Raw genomic sequence first — 19,771 nt, forward strand, 5'->3', positions numbered from 1 at the left:
TCACCATGACGCTGACGCTCGTCCTGGTCCTCGCCCTGCTGGTCGGCCTCTCCCTCGGCCTGCTCGGGGGAGGCGGGTCGATCCTGACCGTGCCGCTGCTGGTCTACGTCGCGGGCATGGACGCCAAGGAGGCCATCGCCACCTCCCTGTTCGTCGTCGGCGTCACTTCCGCCGTGGGCATGATCAACCATGCCCGCGGCGGACGGGTCCGCTGGCGCACCGGTGTCCTGTTCGGAGCGGCCGGCATGGCCGGCGCCTACACCGGCGGACTCGTCGGCGGCCACATCCCCGACGCCGTCCTGCTGATCGCCTTCGCCGTCATGATGATCGTCACCGCCGCCGCCATGCTCCGGGGCCGCCGGGGCGTCGACCCCGACCGGGCCCACCGGCAGCTCCCCGTGGGGCGGGTCCTGCTGGACGGCGCGGCCGTCGGCCTGGCCACCGGCCTGGTCGGTGCGGGCGGCGGCTTCCTCGTGGTCCCCGCCCTGGCCCTGCTGGGCGGCCTGCCCATGCCGATCGCCATCGGCACCTCGCTGCTGGTCATCGCCATGAAGTCCGCCGCGGGCTTCGCCGGCTACCTCTCGAGCGTGCAGATCGACTGGACCCTGACCCTGGCCGTCACCGGGTTCGCGGTCGCCGGCAGCCTCGTCGGAGCCCGGCTGGCCGGGCGCGTCCCCGCGCACGTCCTCTCCCGCCTCTTCGCCTGGTTCGTGCTGGCCATGGGCACCTTCGTCCTCGTCCAGCAGGCCCCCGCCCACATCGCCGTCCCGATCCTCGCCGCCCTCGCCTCACTGGGCGCCGGAGCGGGCGTCTGCTACGGCTTCGTCGCCCGCTGCCCGCTGCGACGGGCCGTGCACCGGGTCTGACCCCCCCCGGCCCACCGTTGCCCCGGCCCACCGCCCCTCGGCGCGCCGGGGCAACGGCATGCCGCGACCCCCGCACGGGGTCCTCACGCGGTCCCGCGTGACGGACGGCACCGGAGCGCCACCGGAATACCTCGCCCCGCCCCGCCGTTATATACCCCAGGGGGTATCAAATGCTCCTGGCGTCGCACACCGGAAGGAACCCTCACATGAGCACCGTCGCTCTCACCGCCGCGGACTTCGAGAAGACCGTCACCGACAACGACATCGTCCTGGTCGACTTCTGGGCGGCCTGGTGCGGGCCGTGCCGGATGTTCGCCCCAATCTACGAAAAGGCCTCCCAGGCCCACTCCGACATCGTCTTCGGCAAGGTCGACACCGAGGCCGAGCAGGCTCTGGCCGCCGCGGCGGACATCACCTCCATCCCCACCCTGATGGCCTTCCGCGAGGGCGTCCTGGTCTTCTCCCAGCCCGGCGCCCTGCCGCCCCAGGCCCTGGAGCAGGTGATCACCGCCGTCCGCGAGCTCGACATGGACGAGGTGCGCGCCTCCCTCGCCACCCGGAGTCCCGGTCAGTGACCCCGGCCGGTCCCGTCCGGCCCTTCGAGAGGAACACCCCATGGTCCAGCTCCCCGCCGACCAGGTGCGGTCTGCCGCCAACCGCCTCAAGCGCGCCCAGGGCCAGCTCGCCGGCGTCGTGCGCATGCTGGAGGAGGGGCGCGACTGCGAGGACGTCGTCACCCAGCTCGCCGCGGTCAACCGCGCGCTGGACCGGGCCGGCTTCGCCATCGTCGCCAGCGGCCTCAAGGAGTGCCTGACCCGGGAAGGCGGAGCCGACAGCCTCGACACCCAGAAGATGGAGAAGCTCTTCCTCTCCCTCTCCTGAGGCGCTGCCGCCCGGCGCACGACAGGGCCGACGGGCCGGTCGGCACTCCGCCGCATCCGGCCCTTCGCCGCACCGGGGGCCCTTCCGGGCCCTTCGTCGCGTCCGGCCTTTCGCCGCTTCGCGGCAGCCTTGCGCGGCCGCACACCCCGGTGCACGGATGCGTTCCGGCCCGGGTGGGCTGCCGTGCGCCTTCTCCGCCGCGAAGGCGAAGACAGGGTGTTCGCCTTTCTGGCCGCGAAGGCGAAGGCGAAGGCGGAGGCCTGGGCGGGAAGACACCCGCGAGTCCACACCGGAGGGGCTCGGCGCCGTGCTCCGCGAGGGTGGGTGCACGCCGCCCCGCCGCCCTCCGGGCCGGAGAGGCCCTCCGGCCCCGAGGCCGAAATCGTCCCGTCGTGACGGCCGACGGACGGGGCTTCGTGGAGCGGGGCCGTGGGAGCGCTTCCACGAAGGGCATGCGCATGCCACCATGCGAAGTCCGGACGGACTCCGCCCGCTGAACCCTCCTTCCGTGCACGACGAGCCGTCAACAGAAGGGACCAGCGTGATCACCCCCCACTCCCTCGGGAGAGCGCTGCGTTCGTCACTCGCGGTGCTGCTCCTGCTCACCGGTGCCCTGCTCGCCGTCCCCACCGCCTCCGCCAGGCCGCTCTCCGAGCCGTCGGCGGTCCCGCCCGCCACCCTCACCGAGGTCACCGGCTTCGGCACCAACCCCAGCGCCCTCCGGATGTACGTGTACGCGCCGGCCGCCGTCACCGCCCACCCCGCCGTCCTCGTCGCCGTGCACTGGTGCGGCGGCTCCGGCCCGGACATGCACGCGGGCACCGAGTACGCCCGACTCGCCGACCGGTACGGCTTCGTGATCGTCTACCCGTCCGTCACCCGGAGCAGCAAGTGCTTCGACGTCTCCTCGCCGCAGGCGCTCCGCCGCGACGGCGGCAGCGACCCCGTCGGGATCAAGTCGATGATCGACTGGGTGAGCGCCGCGTACTCCGCCGACGCCTCGCGCGTGTTCGTCACCGGCATCTCCTCCGGCGCGATGATGACCAACGTCCTGCTCGGCGACTATCCCGACGTGTTCGCGGCGGGCGCCGCGTTCGCCGGGGTCCCGTTCGGCTGCTTCGCCACCACCGACGGCTCCGAATGGAACAGCGCCTGCTCCGGCGGCACCGTCGTCCGCACCCCGCGGCAGTGGGGCGACCTGGTGCGGGGCGCCCATCCCGGCTACACCGGGCCCCGGCCGCGCGTGCAGTTGTGGCACGGCACCGAGGACGACGTGCTGCGCTACCCCAACTTCGGCGAGGAGATCAAGCAGTGGACCGAGGTGCGGGGGACCGGCCAGACCCCGTCCGCCACCGACTCGCCGCAGGCCGGCTGGACCCGCACCCGCTACGGCGGCACCGGTGACCGGGCGCCGGTGGAGGCCGTCAGTCTCCAGGGTGTCGGACACAACGTGTACGCGTGGGGCATGGCCGCCCGGGTGCTCACCTTCTTCGGCCTGGACGCCGACGGCGGGCCCGGACCGGACCCCCAGCCCACGGGCCCCTGCCGGGTGACCGTGTCCACCAGTGCCTGGAACACCGGTCTGACCGCCTCGGTGACGCTCACCAACACCGGCACCTCGACGGTGGACGGCTGGCGGCTCGGCTTCACCCTGCCCGCCGGGCAGACCGTCACCAACGGCTGGGGCGCCACCTACACCCCGGCCTCCGGGGCGGTGACGGCCGCGAACGCGTCGTACAACGGCACGCTCGCACCGAACGCGAGCGTCACCCTCGGCTACCAGGCGAGCCATACGGGCGACAGCCGGGCGCCCTCCTCCTTCACGCTCAACGGGACGCAGTGCGCGCTGGGTTGACGTCCCTCGCCGGGGGCGGCGCGGCCGACCGCGTCACGCCGCGCCGCCACCCGGTCGGCCCGCACCGCCCGGACCGGCGGGACGGTGTCCACCGGCGCCCGCCCGAGCGCGCCGCGGCGCCCGCCCGCCCGAGCGTGCGATGGTGCTCGGCCGACCGGGCCCAGGGCTCACACCGACCGGGCACGAGGCTCACACCGGCCGTGGACCCAGGGCTCACACCGACCGGTGGTACTGGTCCGGCACCCGTACCTCGGCGCCCCTCTCGCGTGCCGCCTGCCGTGCCCAGGAGGGGTTGCGCAGCAGCTCGCGGCCGAGCAGCACCGCGTCCGCCTCGCCGTTGACCAGGATCTTCTCGGCCTGCCCGGCGTCGGTGATCAGGCCCACCGCGGCGACCGGCATCGGCGTCTCGGCCTTCACCCGTGCGGCGAACGGGACCTGGTAACCCGGACCGGCCGGGATCCGCACGTCCGAGGCGTTGCCGCCGGTGGACACGTCCAGCAGGTCCACGCCGTGTGCGTGCAGCTCACGGGCGAAGCGGACCGTCTCGTCGGGGGTCCAGCCGCCCTCCTCCAGCCAGTCGGTCGCGGAGATGCGGAAGAACAGCGGCTTGCCGTCCGGCCACACGGCCCGTACGGCGTCGACGACCTCCAGCGCGAACCGGGTGCGGTTCTCGTAGGAGCCGCCGTACTCGTCGGCGCGGTGGTTGGAGTGCGGGGAGAGGAAGTTGCCGATCAGGTAGCCGTGGGCGCCGTGGATCTCGGCGATCTCGAAGCCGGCGGCGAGAGCGCGCCGCGCCGCGTCCTGGAACTCACCGACGATCCGCGCGATCTGAGGGGCGGTCAGCTCGCTCGGCACCGGGTGGGTCTCGGCGAAGGGGACCGGGCTCGGCCCCACCGGCTGCCATCCGTGCGCCTGCGGCCCCACGGGCGCCCCGCCCTTCCAGGGGCGATCGGTGGAGGCCTTGCGGCCGGCGTGGGCGAGCTGGATCGCGGGGACGGTGCCCTGCCCGACGAGGAACCGGGTGATCCGGCGGAACGCCTCGACCTGGGTGTCGTTCCAGATGCCGAGGTCGTACGGCGAGATGCGGCCCTCCGGGGACACGGCGGTTGCCTCGACGACGATCAGGCCGGTGCCGCCCGTCGCGCGGGCCGCGTAGTGCGCGAAGTGCCAGTCGGTGGCGACGCCGGTCAGCGGCCCCTCGGGGGCGGCCGAGTACTGGCACATGGGCGGCATCCACACCCGGTTGGGGATCGTCACGTCGCGCAGGGAGTAGGGCTGGAAGAGCGCGCTCACGGCGGACTCCATTCGTCGCGGGGCCGGTGGTCGACTCGTACGATAGGCATCGTAGTACGTTGAGTGTCAAACTACGATGGATCTCGTACCATGGGTGTTCCCGACGAAGTGGAGCCGCCGTGACCGCCCCCGCAGTGAGCAGCCGCGATCTCCCGCATCCGGCGTGCGAGGAGATCCGGCTGGAGGCCGTGCTGCACGCGCTCTCCGATCCGGTGCGCCTGCGGATCGTGCGAGAGCTCGCCGCCGACGGCGACGAGCTCTCCTGTTCCCGCTTCGACCTGCCGGTCACCAAGTCGACCACCACGCACCACTTCCGGGTGCTGCGTGAAGCCGGCGTCCTGCGGCAGGTCTACCGGGGCACGGCCAAGATGAACGGCCTGCGCAAGGACGACCTGGACGATCTCTTCCCGGGGCTCCTCGACGCCGTCCTCGAGGCCGCCGACCGCGAGGACGGGCGTCTTCGCGCGGGGTGAACCGCCGCGCCCGGGCGGCGGGCCGAGCGGGCCGAGCAGGCCGAGCAGGAGGGGACGCCGCCGTCGGGGCCCGGAGCGTGCGTCAGAGCATCGCGCGCATCCGCGTGATCTCCGTCGTCTGCTCCGCGACGACGTCGTCGGCCATCTCCTCGATCCGTACGTTGTTCCCCTGCGCCTTGACGTCCGCGGCCATGGTGATCGCTCCCTCGTGGTGGGTGATCATCAGGGTCAGGAAGAGCTGGTCGAAGGCCTTGCCGTTCGCCGCCCGCAGTTTCCTCAGCTGCGCCTCGGTCGCCATCCCGGGCATCGCGGCGTGCTCGTGTCCGCCGCCCGCGCCGCCGCTGCCGTCCTTGTCGTAGGTCGCCAGCCAGCTCTCCATGGCCTCGATCTCCGGGCCCTGCGCCGCGGTGATCCGGGAGGCGAGCGCCTTGACCTTCGCCGACTCCCCCTGTTCCGGGGCCAGTCCGGTCATCTCCAGGGCCTGGCGGTGGTGCTCGATCATCATCCGGGCGAAGTCGATGTCCGCGCTGTTGGGGGTGTCGTCGTCGACGCGCTGCTTCGCCGCGTCCTCTGCGGAGAGCGTCCGGTTGGCCTCTCCCGGCTTCCCCGGCACGATCACCGACGGCCCGGCCGCCGCGCCCGACTCGGAGTCCGGCCCGGCGTCACAGCCCGCCAGGGCCAGGGCGAACAACGCGGCGGCGGCGAGGGGCGCACGGCGGACGGGCACAACGACCTCCAGGTGCTGGCGAGTTCAGAACCGGCCATGAGCGGGCGGACGGTCCCGGACCGTCCTGGTACGAGTCTGCGCCTCACCGGTCGAAAACATTCATGACGAATGCGTTGCCGACTGTTGATATGTGCATGATGAAGACGATACTTCGGAGGACCGTGAACCGTTCCCCGTGGACGGCGACTAGGGAGGACGCAGTGATCCTGTCGAACGAATCCCGAACGCGGCACAGACGGCTCGGAGTTGTCGCGGCCTGTGCCGGACTCCTGGCCACGCTGCTCTCGGCGGTACCGGCCGCCGCGACCCCCGACCCGGGGGACGGCCCGGCCGTGGAGCGCGAAGTGTCACAGGAGGCGCGGGCCGATGTGGCCGAGGCGATCGCCAGCGGCGAGATACCCGGCCAGGACGAGATCGTCCACTCCGCCAACATCGAGCATCTCGCCAACATCCCCAAGGACCTGCTGCCCGGCACCAACACCGACCTGGCCTTCCAGGGCACGTACGCCTTCTCCGGCAACTACGACGGCTTCCGCGTCTTCGACATCAGCGACCCGAAGGCTCCGAAGACGGTCTCCCAGGTGCTGTGCCCCGGCTCGCAGAACGACGTCTCCGTCTCCGGTGACCTGCTGTTCCTGTCCACCGACTCCTCGCGCAGCGACAGCAGTTGCCACAGCACCACGCAGCCCGCGACCGAGAAGTCCTCGTGGGAGGGCATGAAGGTCTTCGACATCAGCGACAAGGCGAACCCGAAGTACGTCGCCGCCGTCGAGACCGCCTGCGGTTCGCACACCCACACGCTGGTGCCCGAGCGCAAGAACGTCTACGTCTACGTCTCGTCGTACTCGCCCAACGCGGCCTACCCCGACTGCAGGCCGCCGCACGACGGCATCTCGATCATCAAGGTGCCGCGCAAGGCGCCCGAGAAGGCCGCGGTCGTGAACTTCCCGGTGCTGTTCCCGGGTGAGGGGGTGGACGGCGGCGGCAACCCGGGCGGGCCCACCAACCCCGGTGTCTCCAAGACGACCGGATGCCACGACATCACCGTGCTGCCGGAGAAGGACCTGGCGGCGGGCGCCTGCATGGGCGACGGCATCCTGTTCTCGATCGAGGACCCGGAGAACCCGAAGGTCATCGACCAGGTCCAGGACAACGTGAACTTCGCGTTCTGGCACTCGGCTACCTTCAACCAGAAGGCGAACAAGGTCGTCTTCACCGACGAACTGGGCGGCGGCGGCGCGGCCACCTGCACCGCGGAGATCGGCCCGAACAAGGGGGCCGACGGCATCTACGACATCGTCGGCAAGGGCGACAGGCGCAAGCTCGTCTTCCGCAGCTACTTCAAGATCGACCGCCCCCAGGCGCCGACCGAGGTCTGCGTCGCGCACAACGGCTCGCTGATCCCGGTCAAGGGCAAGGACATCATGGTCCAGGCCTGGTACCAGGGCGGCGTCTCCGTCTGGGACTTCACCGACTCCGCCCACCCGAAGGAGATCGCCTACTTCGAGCGCGGCCCGGTCAACACCGAGCGGCTGACGACCGCCGGCCCCTGGTCGGCGTACTACTACAACGGCTACATCTACTCGAACGACATCGCCAAGGGTTTCGACGTGCTGAAGATCAACGACCGGCGCACGGACCCGGCGAGGCACGTGCGGCTGCGTGAGCTGAACGTCCAGACGCAGCCGGACTACTTCGACTGATCGACGGCTTTCGGCCCGCCCCCGGGCTCCGTCCGGTCCGCGGACCGCGGACCGGACGGAGCCGGCCGGCCGGTCGCGAAGAAACGTGAGAAATCGGTGTCGCGCGCCCCGTCGGACGCCCCGCCGGACGCTTCGGTGTCCGGCGGGAACCCCTGGGCCCAGTCCAGCCGGTACCGCCTGAACAGTTCGGCCCGCAGCGGCGTCAGGGGCATGTCCAGGTTCGGCAGCACCATCGCGTAGACGGCGCCCATGAGCAGGGAGCGCAGCATCGGGTAGTCGGTGTCGGCGTCCGGCGAGCCGTGCCGGGACACCGTGTCCCGCAGCAGTTCGGCCAGCCGCTGTTGTTCGGGGCACTGCACGAACCCCTCCGCCTGGAGCAGTCCCGCCATGTGCTGGCGCATCAGCACCGTCCGGTCCCGCGCCAGCCCCAGGATCGCGTCGAGGGCCCGCGCCATCCGCTCCCGGCCGTCCTCGACGCGCGGCTCGCGCTCCAGCGCCTCCTCCAGGGTGCGGTGCATCAGCCGGTGCACGGCCGACTGCACCAGCTGGCGCTTGCCCGGGAAGTAGTACGACACCAGGCCGCGGGCCGATCCCGCCCGGTCCGCGATGTCGCCGAGCGTCGTCGCCTCGTACCCGCGCTCGCTGACCAGCTCGACGGCCGCCTGGAGGAGCCGTTCCCGGGAACGCCGACGCAATTCTTCATTGACCGAGGCGCTGCGCGGGGACATCCTGTAACTCCTGCGTTGACTGGCTGCCAGCCAACTATACTCAACGCGGCCCGGTCGGCTCCGTCGCGGAGGCGTACCGGGAGCCGCCTGCTCTGGGCGACGCGGGGGATCGTCCAGAGCAGGTGCCTTCTGGCCCGATGGTATCCTCGGGCACCTTTTCGAGGGCTCGCCCGTTCGGTCGCCGCGCGACCCGGCCGTTCCTGCGGTGGGCAGCGGTGCCGGGCCGAGGGGCGCGGCGCCGTGGCGGCCGGCAACGGACAGGGCCGGAAGATCCTCACCGGAGTACGGCGCTGGCCGAGGACGAGCGCAGGCTTCGGGAGGACCTGGCGGCCGGTCGGATCGACGGCACCACCGGACAGCAGCGGCCCGGCGAACCGGAGCGCGCTCTCGACCAGTCCCGGCAGTCCCGGGACCTGCTGCGCCGACGGCGTGCCAAGGCCTGGTCCGGGAAGGCCCCGGACGACGCGCGGGTGCGGTCCTCGTCGCAGGCGGAGGGCCACCGCAGCCGACCCACCACGTACCTTCAGCCGGTGGCCGGTGGCCGGTGGCCGGTGGCCGGTGGCCGGTGGCCGGTGGCCGGAGTGCGGTACGCAGTGCGCGGTGTGCGATGTCGGTGGGGTGACCGGCGGTTCTCAGCCCACCAGGTCCAGTACCGGCCGCAGGCCGTCCGGTCGTTCGGCGGTCGGCAGATGGTCGACGAAATACACCGAGCAGCCGAGCGCCGCCGCCCCGCCGTCGGCCGGCCGGCTGTCGCCGACCATCAGCGTGGCACGCGGATCGGCGCCGAGCGCCTCGCACGCCGTCGCGAACAGCCGCGGGTCCGGCTTCTGCACCCCGTGCTCGTACGACAGCACGTAGGCGTCGACGTAGGCGTCGAGGCCGTGCTCACGGAACACCGGCCGCAGGTCCCACCCGATGTTGCTCACCACGCCCACCCGCACCCCGCGTTCGCGCAGGCCGCTCAGCACGTGCGGGGCGTCCGGGTACGGCGCCCAGGCGGCCGGCAGCATGTGCCGGTCGTACAGCGCGTCGTGCAGGGCGGGGTCGGACAGCGGCACCTGGCGGGAGAGCCCGGTGTAGGCGGCCCGGTGCAGCTCCGCACTCTCGTCGCGCACCTGCCACAGGCCCGCCAGCTCCTGCGGTATCCGCGCCGGAGAGGCCCCGCCGGGCAGCGCGCCGGCCGCCTCCAGCGCCCGGGCCGTTCCCCGCAGTTCGCCCTCGGGCAGCTCGGCACCGGCCGCGTCGAGCACGGCCCGCAGCCACGACTCGGCGGACTCGATGCGGAAGAGGGTGCCGGAGAAGTCGAACAGCACGGTGGAGGCCATGGTGTCGATCCTAGGAAAGCGGCGGGCCCGGGAGGTGCGCCTTACCAGGATCCGGGTCGGGGAACACGCGGACGAACAGATCCTCGCCGATCACGGGGCGCGCACGGCCGTCGCCGTACGGGGGACGTGGTCGTCCGGCGGGTCATGGCCGCCACTTCACGTGCGCCGCGATCGCCAGGCACACGAGCGTCGCGCCCATGAGCCAGCCGCCGAGGACGTCCGTGGGCCAGTGGACCCCCAGCCAGACGCGCGTCAGCCCGACGCCCGCCACCGAGACGACGGCCACCGTCACCGCCGTACGCCACAGGACGGGGCCGGCGCCGTGGCGGTGCAGGAGCCACAGGAGGAGCCCCAGGACGACGGTGGCGGTGAGGGCGTGGCCGGAGGGGTAGGCCGCGTAGTGGGCGGAGTCGACGGGGTCGGTCCAGACCGGGCGTGCGCGGTCGACCCCGGCCTTGAGCCCCTGCTGGAGAGCGGTGCCGATCGCCGACACCGTGATCAGCCACACCGCCGTCCACCACGCCGAGCGGCGCCACACCAGCCACACGGCCACCGCCGCGCACAGCAGTCGCATCGTCAGCGGGTCCCAGACCCAGTCCGTCAGGATGCGGCCGGCATGGGTGAGGTCGGGGTCGGCGACCGCCCAGCGGTGGGTCGTGCGCGCGATGTCCCCGTCGGCGGAGATCAGGGGGTGCCATCGGGTGGCCACCAGGATCAGCAGCACGAACGAGCACAGGCCCAGGACGATCGCCGTACGGACGGCGGTGCGGTACGGCGAGGGGGCGGGCGGGGAGTCGACGCGGTGGTGGTGCATGAAGCGATCCTCGCCGAACCGCGGGGTGCCGGGCCAACCCGTCGGCCGGGCCGCCTCAGCCGAGTGTCCGCAGCGCCGGCACCAACGTCACCAGTACCGGGAGCACCGGGACCAGCGCGGCCGCGGCCGTCAGCCGCAGCCGGCGGGCCGCGGTGAGGCGGCCCGGGGCCGCCAGCAGCCGGTGCACCCGCTGCGGGACGTGGGCCTGCGGGCCGGGGGAGGGGCCGAACACGCCCCGGTCCTCGTTGAGTTCGACCAGCGCGAGCGCGGTCGTCAGTCTGCCGAAGCGGCGGGAGGCCGTGTCGTCGGCGGCCAGTTCCACCAGCCGGTGCATCTCGGCCCGGAACGCGGCGAACACCGGCACCTGCGGGAAACCGGCGGCCAGCGCGGCCGAGCAGCGCAGCAGCCAGTCGTGCCGAGCCCGGGCGTGTCCCTGTTCGTGCGCGAGGACCGCGTCCAGCCGGCGCCCCTTCAGACGGCGCAGCGCGGCCGTCGTGACGACCAGCCGGGGCACCCCGCCGGGCAGCCACCAGGCCTCCGGCCGCTCACCCTCCAGCACCACGAGCCGTCCGGCCGCGGGCTCCTCGCCCGGCAACAGGGGTGCCCGCAGGCTCAGTTCGTGACGCTGGTGACGCAGTCTGGTGCGCGCCGCGGCGATCTCGCGGACCAACATCGCCCCGCTCCACAGTCCGGCACCCGCCAGGACCAGCGCGGTCACCGCCGCCCAGGGACCGGACCCGTTCAGGGCGTACGCCTCCACGACCGCGCGCGGGGCGGGCGCGAAGACGTGCCCGCGCACCGCCTGCCAGGCGGCCGCGGCGCTCAGCGTCATCGCCAGCGCGCAGCACACCAGCACCGCCGCCACCACGCACTGCCAGACCCACAGCGCGACCACCGGTTCACGGTCCGGCCAGTCCGCCCGCGCGAGCAGCCGCGGGGCGACGACGGCGGTCAGCGCACCGAGCAGCAGCAGCACCGCGGGGACCATCATGGGGAGCACACTATGAGCGCCGCGCCGCTCACAGGTACGACTCGGTACGGCAAGTGACGCAGACCACGGCGTCCCGCCCCGCGATGCCTCGTCCCGTGGTCCCCCACCCTGCGGCGTCCCGTCCCGCAGTGCCCCGCCTCCCGGTGACCCGCCCCACGGTCTCCCGTCCCGCCCCGTCCCCTCCCGCCCCGTACCGTTCCGCCCCGCCGGGCCGGCGCCTCAGAAGGCCGACAGCATCGCCAGCATCCCGATCCCCATCGACAGCCGGCAGGCACGCGCCAGCTCGGGCCGGTCGCCCCACGCCACGGCACTCCCCGCGGCGCGCCCGGTGGCACTCCCGGTGGCACTTCCCCTGGCACCGCTCCGCGCGGTCGCGCTCCCCGCCGCCGTGCCGGCGCCGCCCGGCACCCCGGCCACCGGCAGCAGCCGCGCTCCGGAGACGAGGACGTACGCCGTGAAGTAGACCAGCAGGCCGCCCGTGAGCGCGGGCACCCCGGAGCCACCGTGCCCGTGACCCGCCGCCGGGGACGCCGCCGTCACGGCCGCCATGTAGACCATGGCCGCGGCGCCCACCAGGTGGTGCAGATGGTGCGAGCCCGTCCGGGTCGCCCACAGGGCCCGCAGCGCGACCCCGCCGAAGACCGCCGCGTACACCGGCCAGACCCATGCCGGCGGGGTGAACGCGGTGCCCGGCACGGCCATCGCGGCCATCCCGAAGCCCATCAGCGCCTCGTCGCCCGCGGCCCGGCGCTGTGTCTCGTCGCTGCTCCGCATCCGCAGCAGGCAGTAGGCGCCGGTGGCCGCGCACACGGCGACCAGCAGCCAGCCGGGCGATGCCGGTCCGTGCACGCGTACCTCCCCGTTCGACGGACGGTCCAGGAAGGCGATGCCCGCGGCACGCGGTGCGCACGCGAGCGCAAGGATGTACACGGGGAGCACTCGGCGGAGCACGGTGGGTCGAGGAGCACCACGACGGCGTCGCGACATATTATTCACGAGTAAAACACCTGCTAAATTAGTGCGGGTGAGTCCGAGCAGCACGACCCCCCGGCACCCCGGCGGACACCCTCGTCCCGGCGCCCGCCACGCCCCCCGTCCCGGCCCCGAGCCCCGTCCCCGGACCGGCTCCCGGGTCCGTCTGCCGCTGGCCGGGGTGCTGAGACTCGGGCGCCCTTCCGACATCTGGTTCAAGCCGGCGCTCAGCGTCGTCGCCGCCGTCGCCCCGCCCAACCTGATCCTGCTGGCCCTCGGCCGCCTCGACCTGGCGATGTACACCATGGCCGGATCCCTGTGCGCGCTGTACGCCCACAACCGCCCCTACGCCGCCCGCGCCCGCGTCCTGGCCCTGGTGGTGCTGGGCATGACGGGCGGGCTCGCCGTCGCGCTCCTCGCGGCCGCCCTCACCGCCGACGCCGTCGTCCTCGTCACCGTCGGCGCCCTCCTCGCGGCCGCGCAGAAGACGCTCTGCGACGTCACCCGGACCGGGCCGCCCGGCAACGTCATCCTCACCTTCATCAGCTCCGCCGCGCTGTTCGCTCCGCAGACCCCCGGTCAGATCCCCGGCCACCTCGGTCTCGCCCTCCTCGCGGGCGCGTGGTCCTGGACCGTCGGCATGGCGCCGGGCCTGCTGCGCCCGCACGGCCCGGAGCGCCGTGCCACCGCGCAGGCGCTGAACGCCGCCGCCGCGTACGCCGCCACCCGCGGCACCGGCGAGGGACACGCCCGTACCCGCGCCGCCGCGGCCGCCGCCGTGCACGCCGCGTGGCAGACCCTGCTGTCGGCCCGCGACGGGGACACCGGACGCGCGTTGGAGCGGCTCGTGGTGCGCGCGGAGGTGGCCCTCGCCGCGCCCGCCGACACCGACCCGGCACGACTGCGCGACTGGGCCCGCGCCCTGCACGGCACAGGGGCCGTGCCGCGCCCCGACGACCTGGTGGACGACGACGAGTTCCTCGGAGTGGACAGCGAGACCGCCGTGCCGCCGACGCCGTGGTGGCGCCGTCTCGGCCCCCTCTCGCCGCTCGCCGTCCGCACCGCCCTCGGCTGCGCCCTGGCCGGCTACGCCTCCCTCGCACTCGGCGTCGGGCGGCCCTACTGGGCCCTGGTCACCGCCGCCTCCCTCTACCAGGCCAACGTCACCCTGACCTGGAGCCGCGGCGTCCAGCGCGTCGTCGGCAACCTCGTCGGCGTCCTCGCCTTCGCCGCGATCGTCCCGCTCGCCCACCTCCACCAGGCCGCCCTGGTCCTCAGCTGCCTCGCCCTGAACTTCGGCGCGGAGGCGCTGATCAGCCGCAACTACTGGCTCGGCAGCGTCTGCGTGACCCCGATGGCGCTGCTCGTCACCGAGTTCGCCCGGTACGAGGACGCGGGCACGCTGATCGCCGAACGGGTCGCGGACACCCTCGTCGGCGCGCTGGTCGGCTTCGTCGCCGCCGTCGCCGTCACCAACCGCCGCTCCGGCGACCGCCTCGAACAGGCCCTGGGGGCGGCCGAGCGCGCCGCCGACAGCGCCGCCCGCCTCCTCGCCCGGCCGTCCCCCGCCCCGGCGGCGCTGGAGTCCGCCCGCCGCGGCCTGGCCGCCGCACTGGTCGATCTGCGCGCCACCGCCGATGCCGCGGGCGGCGAGTGGTGGCAGCGCGCCCTGCCCCAGGAGCGGGTCGTCGCGGCCGAACAGGACGGACACCGTACGCTCGCCGCTACGGTCCGGCGCCAGGGACTCCACCTGACCGGGCACAACGAGGCGAGACCGGAGGACGTACGGCCATGACGGCGACGCAGGGACAGCCTGTGGACGGGGACGACGCGGGTGAGCCGACCGGCGACGACGAGATGCGGGGCCGGCCGGCCGACGGGGGCGGCACGGCCTCCCGCGGGGCCGCCGCCCGTGGTGACACCGTCGCCTCCGTGGTGCGGCAGTGGCGGGCCGTGCGGCCCGAGCTGGACACCGCGCCCATGGAGATCATCGGGCGGGTCAACCGCTGTGCCGCGCTCCTCCAGCAGGCCGAGGACGCCCCGCTGCGACGTGCCGGGCTCACCCGCGCGGAGTTCGACCTGCTCGGGGCGCTGCGCCGTACCGGCCACGAACTGACCCCCGGCGAACTCGTCCGGGAGACGTTCTCCTCCGGGGCCGCCGTCACCAAACGCGTCAAGCACCTCACCGAACGCGGTCTGGTGGAGCGCCGCGGGGACGCCCGGGACCGCCGCGTCGCCCACCTCCGTCTCACCGAGGCCGGCCGCGCGCTGGTCGACGGCATCATGCCCGAGCAACTCGCCTACGAGAGCGCCGTGCTGGCCGCCCTGGACGCCGACCGGCAGGGCGAACTCGCCGACCTGCTGGGGGAGCTGCTCAGCCGGCTGGAGGGGCGCATGCAGGCGCTGCGGATCTGATCGGAGCCGGAACCGGAGCCGGCACCGATTCCCACTTTGGCGCCGGGCCAAGGGCCGGAGCCCAGGTCGGCCCCGGCTGTGCCGCGTCGGGCCCCGCGCCGCTGTGCCGCGCCGGGCTCAGGGCTCGTCGCCGGTCCGGTACACGCCGAACAGGGCTCCCCGCGGGTCCCGCAACACCGCGATCCGCGGGCCGTCCGGCACCGAGGTCGGCTCCATCAGCGCCGTGCCGGCCGCCCGTCCGGCCGTCGCGGCCGCGGCGTCCACGTCGGCCACCGCGAAGTACGGCAGCCAGTGCGGCGGCACCTCGGGCGGGAACTTGTCGTCCATCGCGATCATGCCGCCGAAGTCGACGCCGCCGACACCCCACCGCGTGTAGTACTCGGAGGTGCCCACGGTCCACCCGAACACGGTGGTGTAGAACGCCTCCGCCCGCGCGGTGTCACGGGTCAGCAGCTCCACCCAGCCCAGCGAGCCGGGCGCGTTGAACAGGCCCGCCCCCGGGAAGGCCTGCGCCTGCCACAGCTGGAAGGCGGCACCGCCGGGATCGAGGGCGACGACGAAACGGCCCATGTCGAACACGTCCATCGGACCGACCAGCACCTTGCCCCCGGCCTCCTCGATCATCCGCGCGGTGACATCGGCGTCGGACACCCCGAAGGACACGTTCCAGGCCACCGGCTGGCTCTTCTGGTAGAGGGGGCTGAGCGCGGCGACGGCGGCGTCCCCGAGGTGCGCGACGGTGTAGCCGCCCGCCTCCTCCCGCGGATCGGTCTCGCACCGCCAGCCGAACAGCTCCGCGTAGAACCGCTGGGCGGCCGCCAGGTCGTCGGTGCCCAGCTCGGCCCAGCAGGGCCCGCCGGGCACGGGCACGTCGAGCTTCATGGCGTTCCTTCCGGCAGAGGGAGCACCCCCTCAGCACGCTAGACCCGGGCCCGCTCCCCGGCATCCGCTGAGGTCAGATGCCCGGCCGGTACCGCAGCGGATGATCGCCCGGCACCTCCACCAGCACGATCGGCGTCCCGTCCGGGTCGGCGATCCACATCTCCACCAGGCCCCACGGCTCCTTCACCGGCGGCCGGACGATCTCCACCCCCGCCTCCACCAGCTCCTCGTGGGCCGCCGCCGCGTCGGGGACCTGCATCCACAGCCGTACGGCGGGGTCCGACGGGGTCCGGGCCCGCCCCGAGACCTCCAGGAACCCGCCGCCGAGGAAGTAGACGGTGCCCCGCTCCGGCCCCGTACCGAACTCCCGGTACACGGCGAGACCCAGCTGCCGTCCGTAGAAGGCGCGGGAGCGCTCGGGGTCGGTGGGGCGGAGCAGGATTCGACTGCTGAGTACATGCACCATGCATCCGGAGCGTAGGCGACGGTTAGGCTCGGCGGTGCCCAGCCGCGCCACAGATCCGGAGAGCCCCGTATGGACACCACCGCCACCGATGTCAGCTTCCGTGACGCCGCCGACGCCGACGTGGACGCGCTGGTCGCGCTCGTCGAGTCGGCCTACCGCGGGGACTCCAGCCGGGCCGGCTGGACCACGGAGGCGGACATCCTGCAAGGGCGGCGCACCGACCCCGAAAGCGTCCGGGAGATCATCAAGTCGCCCGACGCCCGCCTGCTCACGGTGGAGCGGGACGGCCGGCTCGTCGCCTGCTGCCAGCTCGAACACCGCGGCGAGTACGCCTACTTCGGCATGTTCGCGGTCAGCCCCACCGTCCAGGGCGGCGGTCTCGGCCGGACGGTGCTGGAGGAGGCCGAGCGCCGGGCCCGCGCCGAATGGGGCGTCGCCGAGATGCACATGACGGTGATCTCGGTGCGCGACGACCTCGTCGCCTGGTACGAGCGGCGCGGCTACCGCCGTACCGGCCGGATGACACCGTTCCCCTACGGCGACGAACGCTTCGGCATCCCGCAGCGCGACGACCTCCAGTTCGAGCTGCTGGTCAAGCCCCTCGGATGAGCCCCGCGCCGTGGGACGGCGGAGTGCCCGGCCTCCGGCCGGCCGGGCGGGCGCCCGAGCCGGGGCCGACCGGTGACCTCGCTGCCGGACCGGCCGGTGTCGCCCTCCCGTACCGGCCGGTTATCCCGCCTGACGACCGGCCGCTGTCCCCGGATGCGGCCATCGGGTCCACCCGCTGCGGCCGGCGGGCGTGCCCGCTGTCCGGCCGGCGGCGTCGGACCTACGGCAGGCCGGCGTCCCCGACCCCTGGCCGGTCGGCATCCCCGGCCTTCGGCCGACCGGAGCCCTCGCTCCCGCCCTGACCCGCATCCCGGGCCTCCGGCCGGCCGGAGCTCCTGCTCCCGATCCCGCCCCCGCCCCCGACCCGGCCCCCGGCCTCAGGCCGACCGAAGCCCCTGCTTCCGCCCCCGACCCGGCCCGCGCCCCCGATCTCCGGCCGGTCCGTGGTCACGCCGTCCAGTCCGAAGGCCCGGGCCAGGCGCAGCTGGTCCGGGGTGTTGACCACCCAGCCGATGATCCGCAGGTCGTGCCCGCGGACCTCCTCGACGATCTCCAGGGTGAGCCGCCGCAGTTTCAGGCACACGGTCGCGGCGCCGACGGCCACCGCGCGTTCCGCGACGCCGGGGTGCTGGGGGAGCCGCCCCTCCGGGACGGTCCGGACGGGGTGGAGGCCGTCGATGAGCGCGGTGCGCACGCCGGGAACCAGCCGGGCGATCTCGGCGACGGCCTCGTCGTGGAACGAGGACACCTCCACCCGCCCCACCAGGTCCCGCTCCACCATCACCTCGGCGAGCGCCCGCGCCGCCTGCACGTCCTTGATCTCGGCCTGGATCGGCACCGACACCGCCGCCAGGACCTCCTCGAAGACCGGCACCCGCTCGCCGAGCCCGGCGTCCAGGGCACGCAGTTCCGCGAGCGTGTGGTCGGCGACCGGTCCGCTGCCGTCCGTGGTGCGGTCCACGTCCGCGTCGTGCATGACCACGAGCGCGCCGTCCTTGCTCAGGTGCAGATCCAGCTCGACCGCGTCGAGACCGGCCCGCTCGGCGGCGACGAACGACCTGAGGGTGTTCTCGGGCTCGACGCCCATGACTCCGCGGTGGCCGATGGCGGGGACGTTCACGTCGCGACTCGCTTCCCTGGACGAAACAGGTGCGGTCGGCGCGCACCGCGGGGACCCCTACCCGGCGGACCGCGCCGGAATCCTCCGACCGCTCGATGACGTGCAGGAAAAAACGCGGTGACCATGGGGGTGAGCAGGATATTTTCCCGAAGGTCATCTTGCTGGAAGAAACCTCTTATGCCTACGGTGTCCGTACGTAAGGTTCTTCGTGGAGGATGGGACATGACGGAAATTCTTGTGCAGGCGGGTTCGGAGGGGCACGTTCCTCCCGTGGTCAGGGTGGTGGAGCACCCGGCCTGGCCCGTGCTCAAGGATGCCGTGGAGCGGATCCGGCCCTGGCAGGCGAAGGACGGATCGATCGACTTCGCGGCCGAGGGCGCCCCCGAGCGCGCCGACGCCGAACAGGCCGTGCGGCGCGTGACGGCCGCGGTCGAGGAACTGTCCCCGCTGCTCCCGCACGACGCCGACTACCACCGCGCCCTGGTGCAGGACCTGCGCCGGTGGGCCGAGGGCGGCTTCGAGGTGCCGGACTTCCTGGACTCGCTGCTGGCCTTCCAGCCCGCCGCCCACCGCGCGGACGGCCTCCAGCACCTGGTCGTCTTCCCGATGTACACGCAGAACGGCAACCCGGACCGCAACCTCGAGGCGGTCGTGCTGCGCATGGTCTGGCCGGACTGGCTGGCCGAGCTGGAGCGCACCCGCTACGACAACCCGCTGTTCTGCGGCATCACCTTCGAGGACTTCACGGCCGGTTACGACACCAACTCCGCCGTGCTCTTCCCGGAGACCATCGCCGTCCGCGAGGCGCCGGAACGTTTCTCCTGGGGTGGCATCTTCTGCGACCGCGAGGCCGCCCGCTTCCGTCGCGTCACCGACGCCGCGGTCGGCGTCCTGGGCCTGGAACTGCCCGAGGACATCGCCGCCATGGTCCACGACCAGAAGCGCTGCGAGGAGGCCTTCGTGCTGTGGGACATGGTCCACGACCGCACCCACAGCCACGGCGACCTGCCCTTCGACCCCTTCATGATCAAGCAGCGCCAGCCGTTCTGGATGTACGGCCTGGAGGAGCTGCGCTGCGACCTCACCGCCTTCAAGGAGGCCGTGAAGCTGGAGGCCGACGGCGTCCCGCAGGCCCGTGACGTGCAGTACGCGGTCCTCTTCGACCGCATGTTCCGCTTCCCGGTCACCGGCGAGCGGGTGCGCAACTACGACGGCCTCGGCGGCCAGCTCCTCTTCGCCTACCTGCACCGGCACGACGTCGTCCGCTGGACCGACAACAAGCTGCACATCGACTGGCAGCGCGCCCCGCAGGTCACCAACGAGCTGTGCGCCGAGATCGAGAAGCTCTACCGCGACGGCATCGACCGCCCCAAGCTCGTCCACTGGTTCGCCGGTTACGAGCTGGTCTCCACCTACCTCGCCCCGCACCCCGGCTCCAAGTGGGCCAAGGGTCCGGACGCCCTGGACCTGACCCAGCCGCCCCGCAAGCTCGTCGACGACGTGCTTCCGGACGAGTTTCCGCTGAGCATGTTCTATGAGGCGCTGTCCAAGAAGCTGAAGAACGTGATCGCCTCCACCCGGGGCATCACGGCGGACGCCGCCGAGCGGATCGCCGCGTGAGCGACCTGCGTACCGAGAACACTGCTCAGG

At 73.3% G+C, this 19,771-nt stretch carries 19 protein-coding genes and 2 pseudogenes; 11 read left to right on the top strand and 10 right to left on the bottom strand.

Annotated features, from left to right (window positions below; all coding sequences use genetic code 11):
- Nucleotides 1–5: 5 nt before the first annotated feature.
- The 4 genes from ACF09K_RS12595 (at nucleotide 6) to ACF09K_RS12610 (ending at nucleotide 3,603) form a co-directional block, all read left to right on the top strand.
- Entirely contained in the window at nucleotides 6–866 is an 861-nt protein-coding gene (locus tag ACF09K_RS12595) for a sulfite exporter TauE/SafE family protein (RefSeq protein WP_392242893.1), read from the top strand.
- Between the two features lie 206 nt (nucleotides 867–1,072).
- The gene (trxA, locus tag ACF09K_RS12600) at nucleotides 1,073–1,441 is read left to right on the top strand and encodes a thioredoxin (protein ID WP_392242895.1); all 369 of its coding nucleotides are present in this window, start codon (nucleotides 1,073–1,075) and stop codon (nucleotides 1,439–1,441) included.
- Between the two features lie 40 nt (nucleotides 1,442–1,481).
- A complete protein-coding gene (locus tag ACF09K_RS12605; protein WP_392242897.1) occupies nucleotides 1,482–1,748 on the top strand; it encodes a metal-sensitive transcriptional regulator in 267 nt (88 codons plus the stop codon).
- Between the two features lie 541 nt (nucleotides 1,749–2,289).
- The gene (locus ACF09K_RS12610; RefSeq protein ID WP_392242899.1) at nucleotides 2,290–3,603 is read left to right on the top strand and encodes a PHB depolymerase family esterase; all 1,314 of its coding nucleotides are present in this window, start codon (nucleotides 2,290–2,292) and stop codon (nucleotides 3,601–3,603) included.
- 213 nt (nucleotides 3,604–3,816) lie between these two features.
- Here ACF09K_RS12610 and ACF09K_RS12615 read toward each other — a convergent pair whose 3' ends face one another.
- Nucleotides 3,817–4,896, bottom strand: a complete 1,080-nt coding sequence (locus ACF09K_RS12615; protein ID WP_392242901.1) for an NADH:flavin oxidoreductase/NADH oxidase — start codon at nucleotides 4,894–4,896, stop codon at nucleotides 3,817–3,819.
- A 119-nt stretch (nucleotides 4,897–5,015) separates the two neighbouring features.
- On the opposite strand from ACF09K_RS12615, the gene ACF09K_RS12620 reads away from it, so the two are divergent.
- Nucleotides 5,016–5,369 carry an ArsR/SmtB family transcription factor gene (locus ACF09K_RS12620; RefSeq protein WP_392242903.1) on the top strand — a complete coding sequence of 118 codons (354 nt, stop codon included), beginning with the start codon at nucleotides 5,016–5,018 and terminating at the stop codon, nucleotides 5,367–5,369.
- An 82-nt stretch (nucleotides 5,370–5,451) separates the two neighbouring features.
- Here the strand turns inward: ACF09K_RS12620 and ACF09K_RS12625 are convergent, their stop codons facing one another.
- Nucleotides 5,452–6,096, bottom strand: a complete 645-nt coding sequence (locus ACF09K_RS12625; protein ID WP_392242905.1) for a DUF305 domain-containing protein — start codon at nucleotides 6,094–6,096, stop codon at nucleotides 5,452–5,454.
- Between the two features lie 200 nt (nucleotides 6,097–6,296).
- On the opposite strand from ACF09K_RS12625, the gene ACF09K_RS12630 reads away from it, so the two are divergent.
- Complete coding sequence (locus ACF09K_RS12630; RefSeq protein ID WP_392242907.1) at nucleotides 6,297–7,799, top strand: LVIVD repeat-containing protein; 1,503 nt, start codon at nucleotides 6,297–6,299, stop codon at nucleotides 7,797–7,799.
- On the opposite strand, the gene ACF09K_RS12635 is transcribed toward ACF09K_RS12630, so the two are convergent.
- On the bottom strand, nucleotides 7,787–8,527 hold the full coding sequence (locus tag ACF09K_RS12635) for a TetR/AcrR family transcriptional regulator (protein ID WP_392242909.1): 741 nt from the start codon (nucleotides 8,525–8,527) through the stop codon (nucleotides 7,787–7,789). The two genes, ACF09K_RS12630 and ACF09K_RS12635, sit on opposite strands and share 13 nt — an antisense overlap.
- A 137-nt stretch (nucleotides 8,528–8,664) precedes the next feature.
- Here ACF09K_RS12635 and ACF09K_RS12640 point away from each other — a divergent pair.
- A pseudogene (locus ACF09K_RS12640) lies at nucleotides 8,665–9,018 on the top strand (DUF2630 family protein); the annotation flags it as partial.
- 141 nt (nucleotides 9,019–9,159) lie between these two features.
- On the opposite strand, the gene ACF09K_RS12645 reads toward ACF09K_RS12640, so the two are convergent.
- From ACF09K_RS12645 to ACF09K_RS12660, 4 genes are all read right to left on the bottom strand, one after another.
- Nucleotides 9,160–9,852 carry an HAD family hydrolase gene (locus ACF09K_RS12645; RefSeq protein WP_392242911.1) on the bottom strand — a complete coding sequence of 231 codons (693 nt, stop codon included), beginning with the start codon at nucleotides 9,850–9,852 and terminating at the stop codon, nucleotides 9,160–9,162.
- A gap of 142 nt (nucleotides 9,853–9,994) precedes the next feature.
- The gene (locus tag ACF09K_RS12650; RefSeq protein ID WP_392242913.1) at nucleotides 9,995–10,666 is read right to left on the bottom strand and encodes a phosphatase PAP2 family protein; all 672 of its coding nucleotides are present in this window, start codon (nucleotides 10,664–10,666) and stop codon (nucleotides 9,995–9,997) included.
- A 55-nt stretch (nucleotides 10,667–10,721) separates the two neighbouring features.
- Nucleotides 10,722–11,657 (bottom strand): M56 family metallopeptidase, encoded by a 936-nt coding sequence (locus tag ACF09K_RS12655; RefSeq protein ID WP_392242915.1) that lies wholly within the window; start codon nucleotides 11,655–11,657, stop codon nucleotides 10,722–10,724.
- A 219-nt stretch (nucleotides 11,658–11,876) separates the two neighbouring features.
- Entirely contained in the window at nucleotides 11,877–12,506 is a 630-nt protein-coding gene (locus ACF09K_RS12660; RefSeq protein ID WP_392242916.1) for a DUF5134 domain-containing protein, read from the bottom strand.
- 304 nt (nucleotides 12,507–12,810) lie between these two features.
- Here ACF09K_RS12660 and ACF09K_RS12665 point away from each other — a divergent pair, with 304 nt between their 5' ends.
- Nucleotides 12,811–14,424 (top strand): FUSC family protein, encoded by a 1,614-nt coding sequence (locus ACF09K_RS12665; protein ID WP_392243193.1) that lies wholly within the window; start codon nucleotides 12,811–12,813, stop codon nucleotides 14,422–14,424.
- Complete coding sequence (locus ACF09K_RS12670) at nucleotides 14,421–15,044, top strand: MarR family winged helix-turn-helix transcriptional regulator (protein ID WP_392242917.1); 624 nt, start codon at nucleotides 14,421–14,423, stop codon at nucleotides 15,042–15,044. The genes ACF09K_RS12665 and ACF09K_RS12670 overlap by 4 nt, the downstream gene beginning before the upstream one ends.
- 117 nt (nucleotides 15,045–15,161) lie before the next feature.
- Here the strand turns inward: ACF09K_RS12670 and ACF09K_RS12675 are convergent, their stop codons facing one another.
- Together ACF09K_RS12675 and ACF09K_RS12680 are read right to left on the bottom strand one after the other, a co-directional pair.
- Nucleotides 15,162–15,926, bottom strand: a complete 765-nt coding sequence (locus tag ACF09K_RS12675; RefSeq protein WP_392242919.1) for a VOC family protein — start codon at nucleotides 15,924–15,926, stop codon at nucleotides 15,162–15,164.
- 73 nt (nucleotides 15,927–15,999) lie between these two features.
- A complete protein-coding gene (locus ACF09K_RS12680) occupies nucleotides 16,000–16,392 on the bottom strand; it encodes a VOC family protein (protein ID WP_392242920.1) in 393 nt (130 codons plus the stop codon).
- A gap of 69 nt (nucleotides 16,393–16,461) precedes the next feature.
- Between ACF09K_RS12680 and ACF09K_RS12685 the strand changes: the two genes are divergently transcribed.
- Complete coding sequence (locus tag ACF09K_RS12685) at nucleotides 16,462–17,001, top strand: GNAT family N-acetyltransferase (RefSeq protein WP_392242922.1); 540 nt, start codon at nucleotides 16,462–16,464, stop codon at nucleotides 16,999–17,001.
- A 412-nt stretch (nucleotides 17,002–17,413) separates the two neighbouring features.
- Here ACF09K_RS12685 and ACF09K_RS12690 read toward each other — a convergent pair.
- A pseudogene (locus tag ACF09K_RS12690) lies at nucleotides 17,414–18,121 on the bottom strand (glycerophosphodiester phosphodiesterase); the annotation flags it as partial.
- Nucleotides 18,122–18,343: 222 nt separating this feature from the next.
- On the opposite strand from ACF09K_RS12690, the gene ACF09K_RS12695 reads away from it, so the two are divergent.
- The gene (locus ACF09K_RS12695; protein ID WP_392242924.1) at nucleotides 18,344–19,741 is read left to right on the top strand and encodes a DUF6421 family protein; all 1,398 of its coding nucleotides are present in this window, start codon (nucleotides 18,344–18,346) and stop codon (nucleotides 19,739–19,741) included.
- Nucleotides 19,742–19,771 lie beyond the last annotated feature (30 nt).

The organism is Streptomyces sp. NPDC014882, assembly GCF_043081325.1.
Lineage (GTDB): Bacteria > Actinomycetota > Actinomycetes > Streptomycetales > Streptomycetaceae > Streptomyces.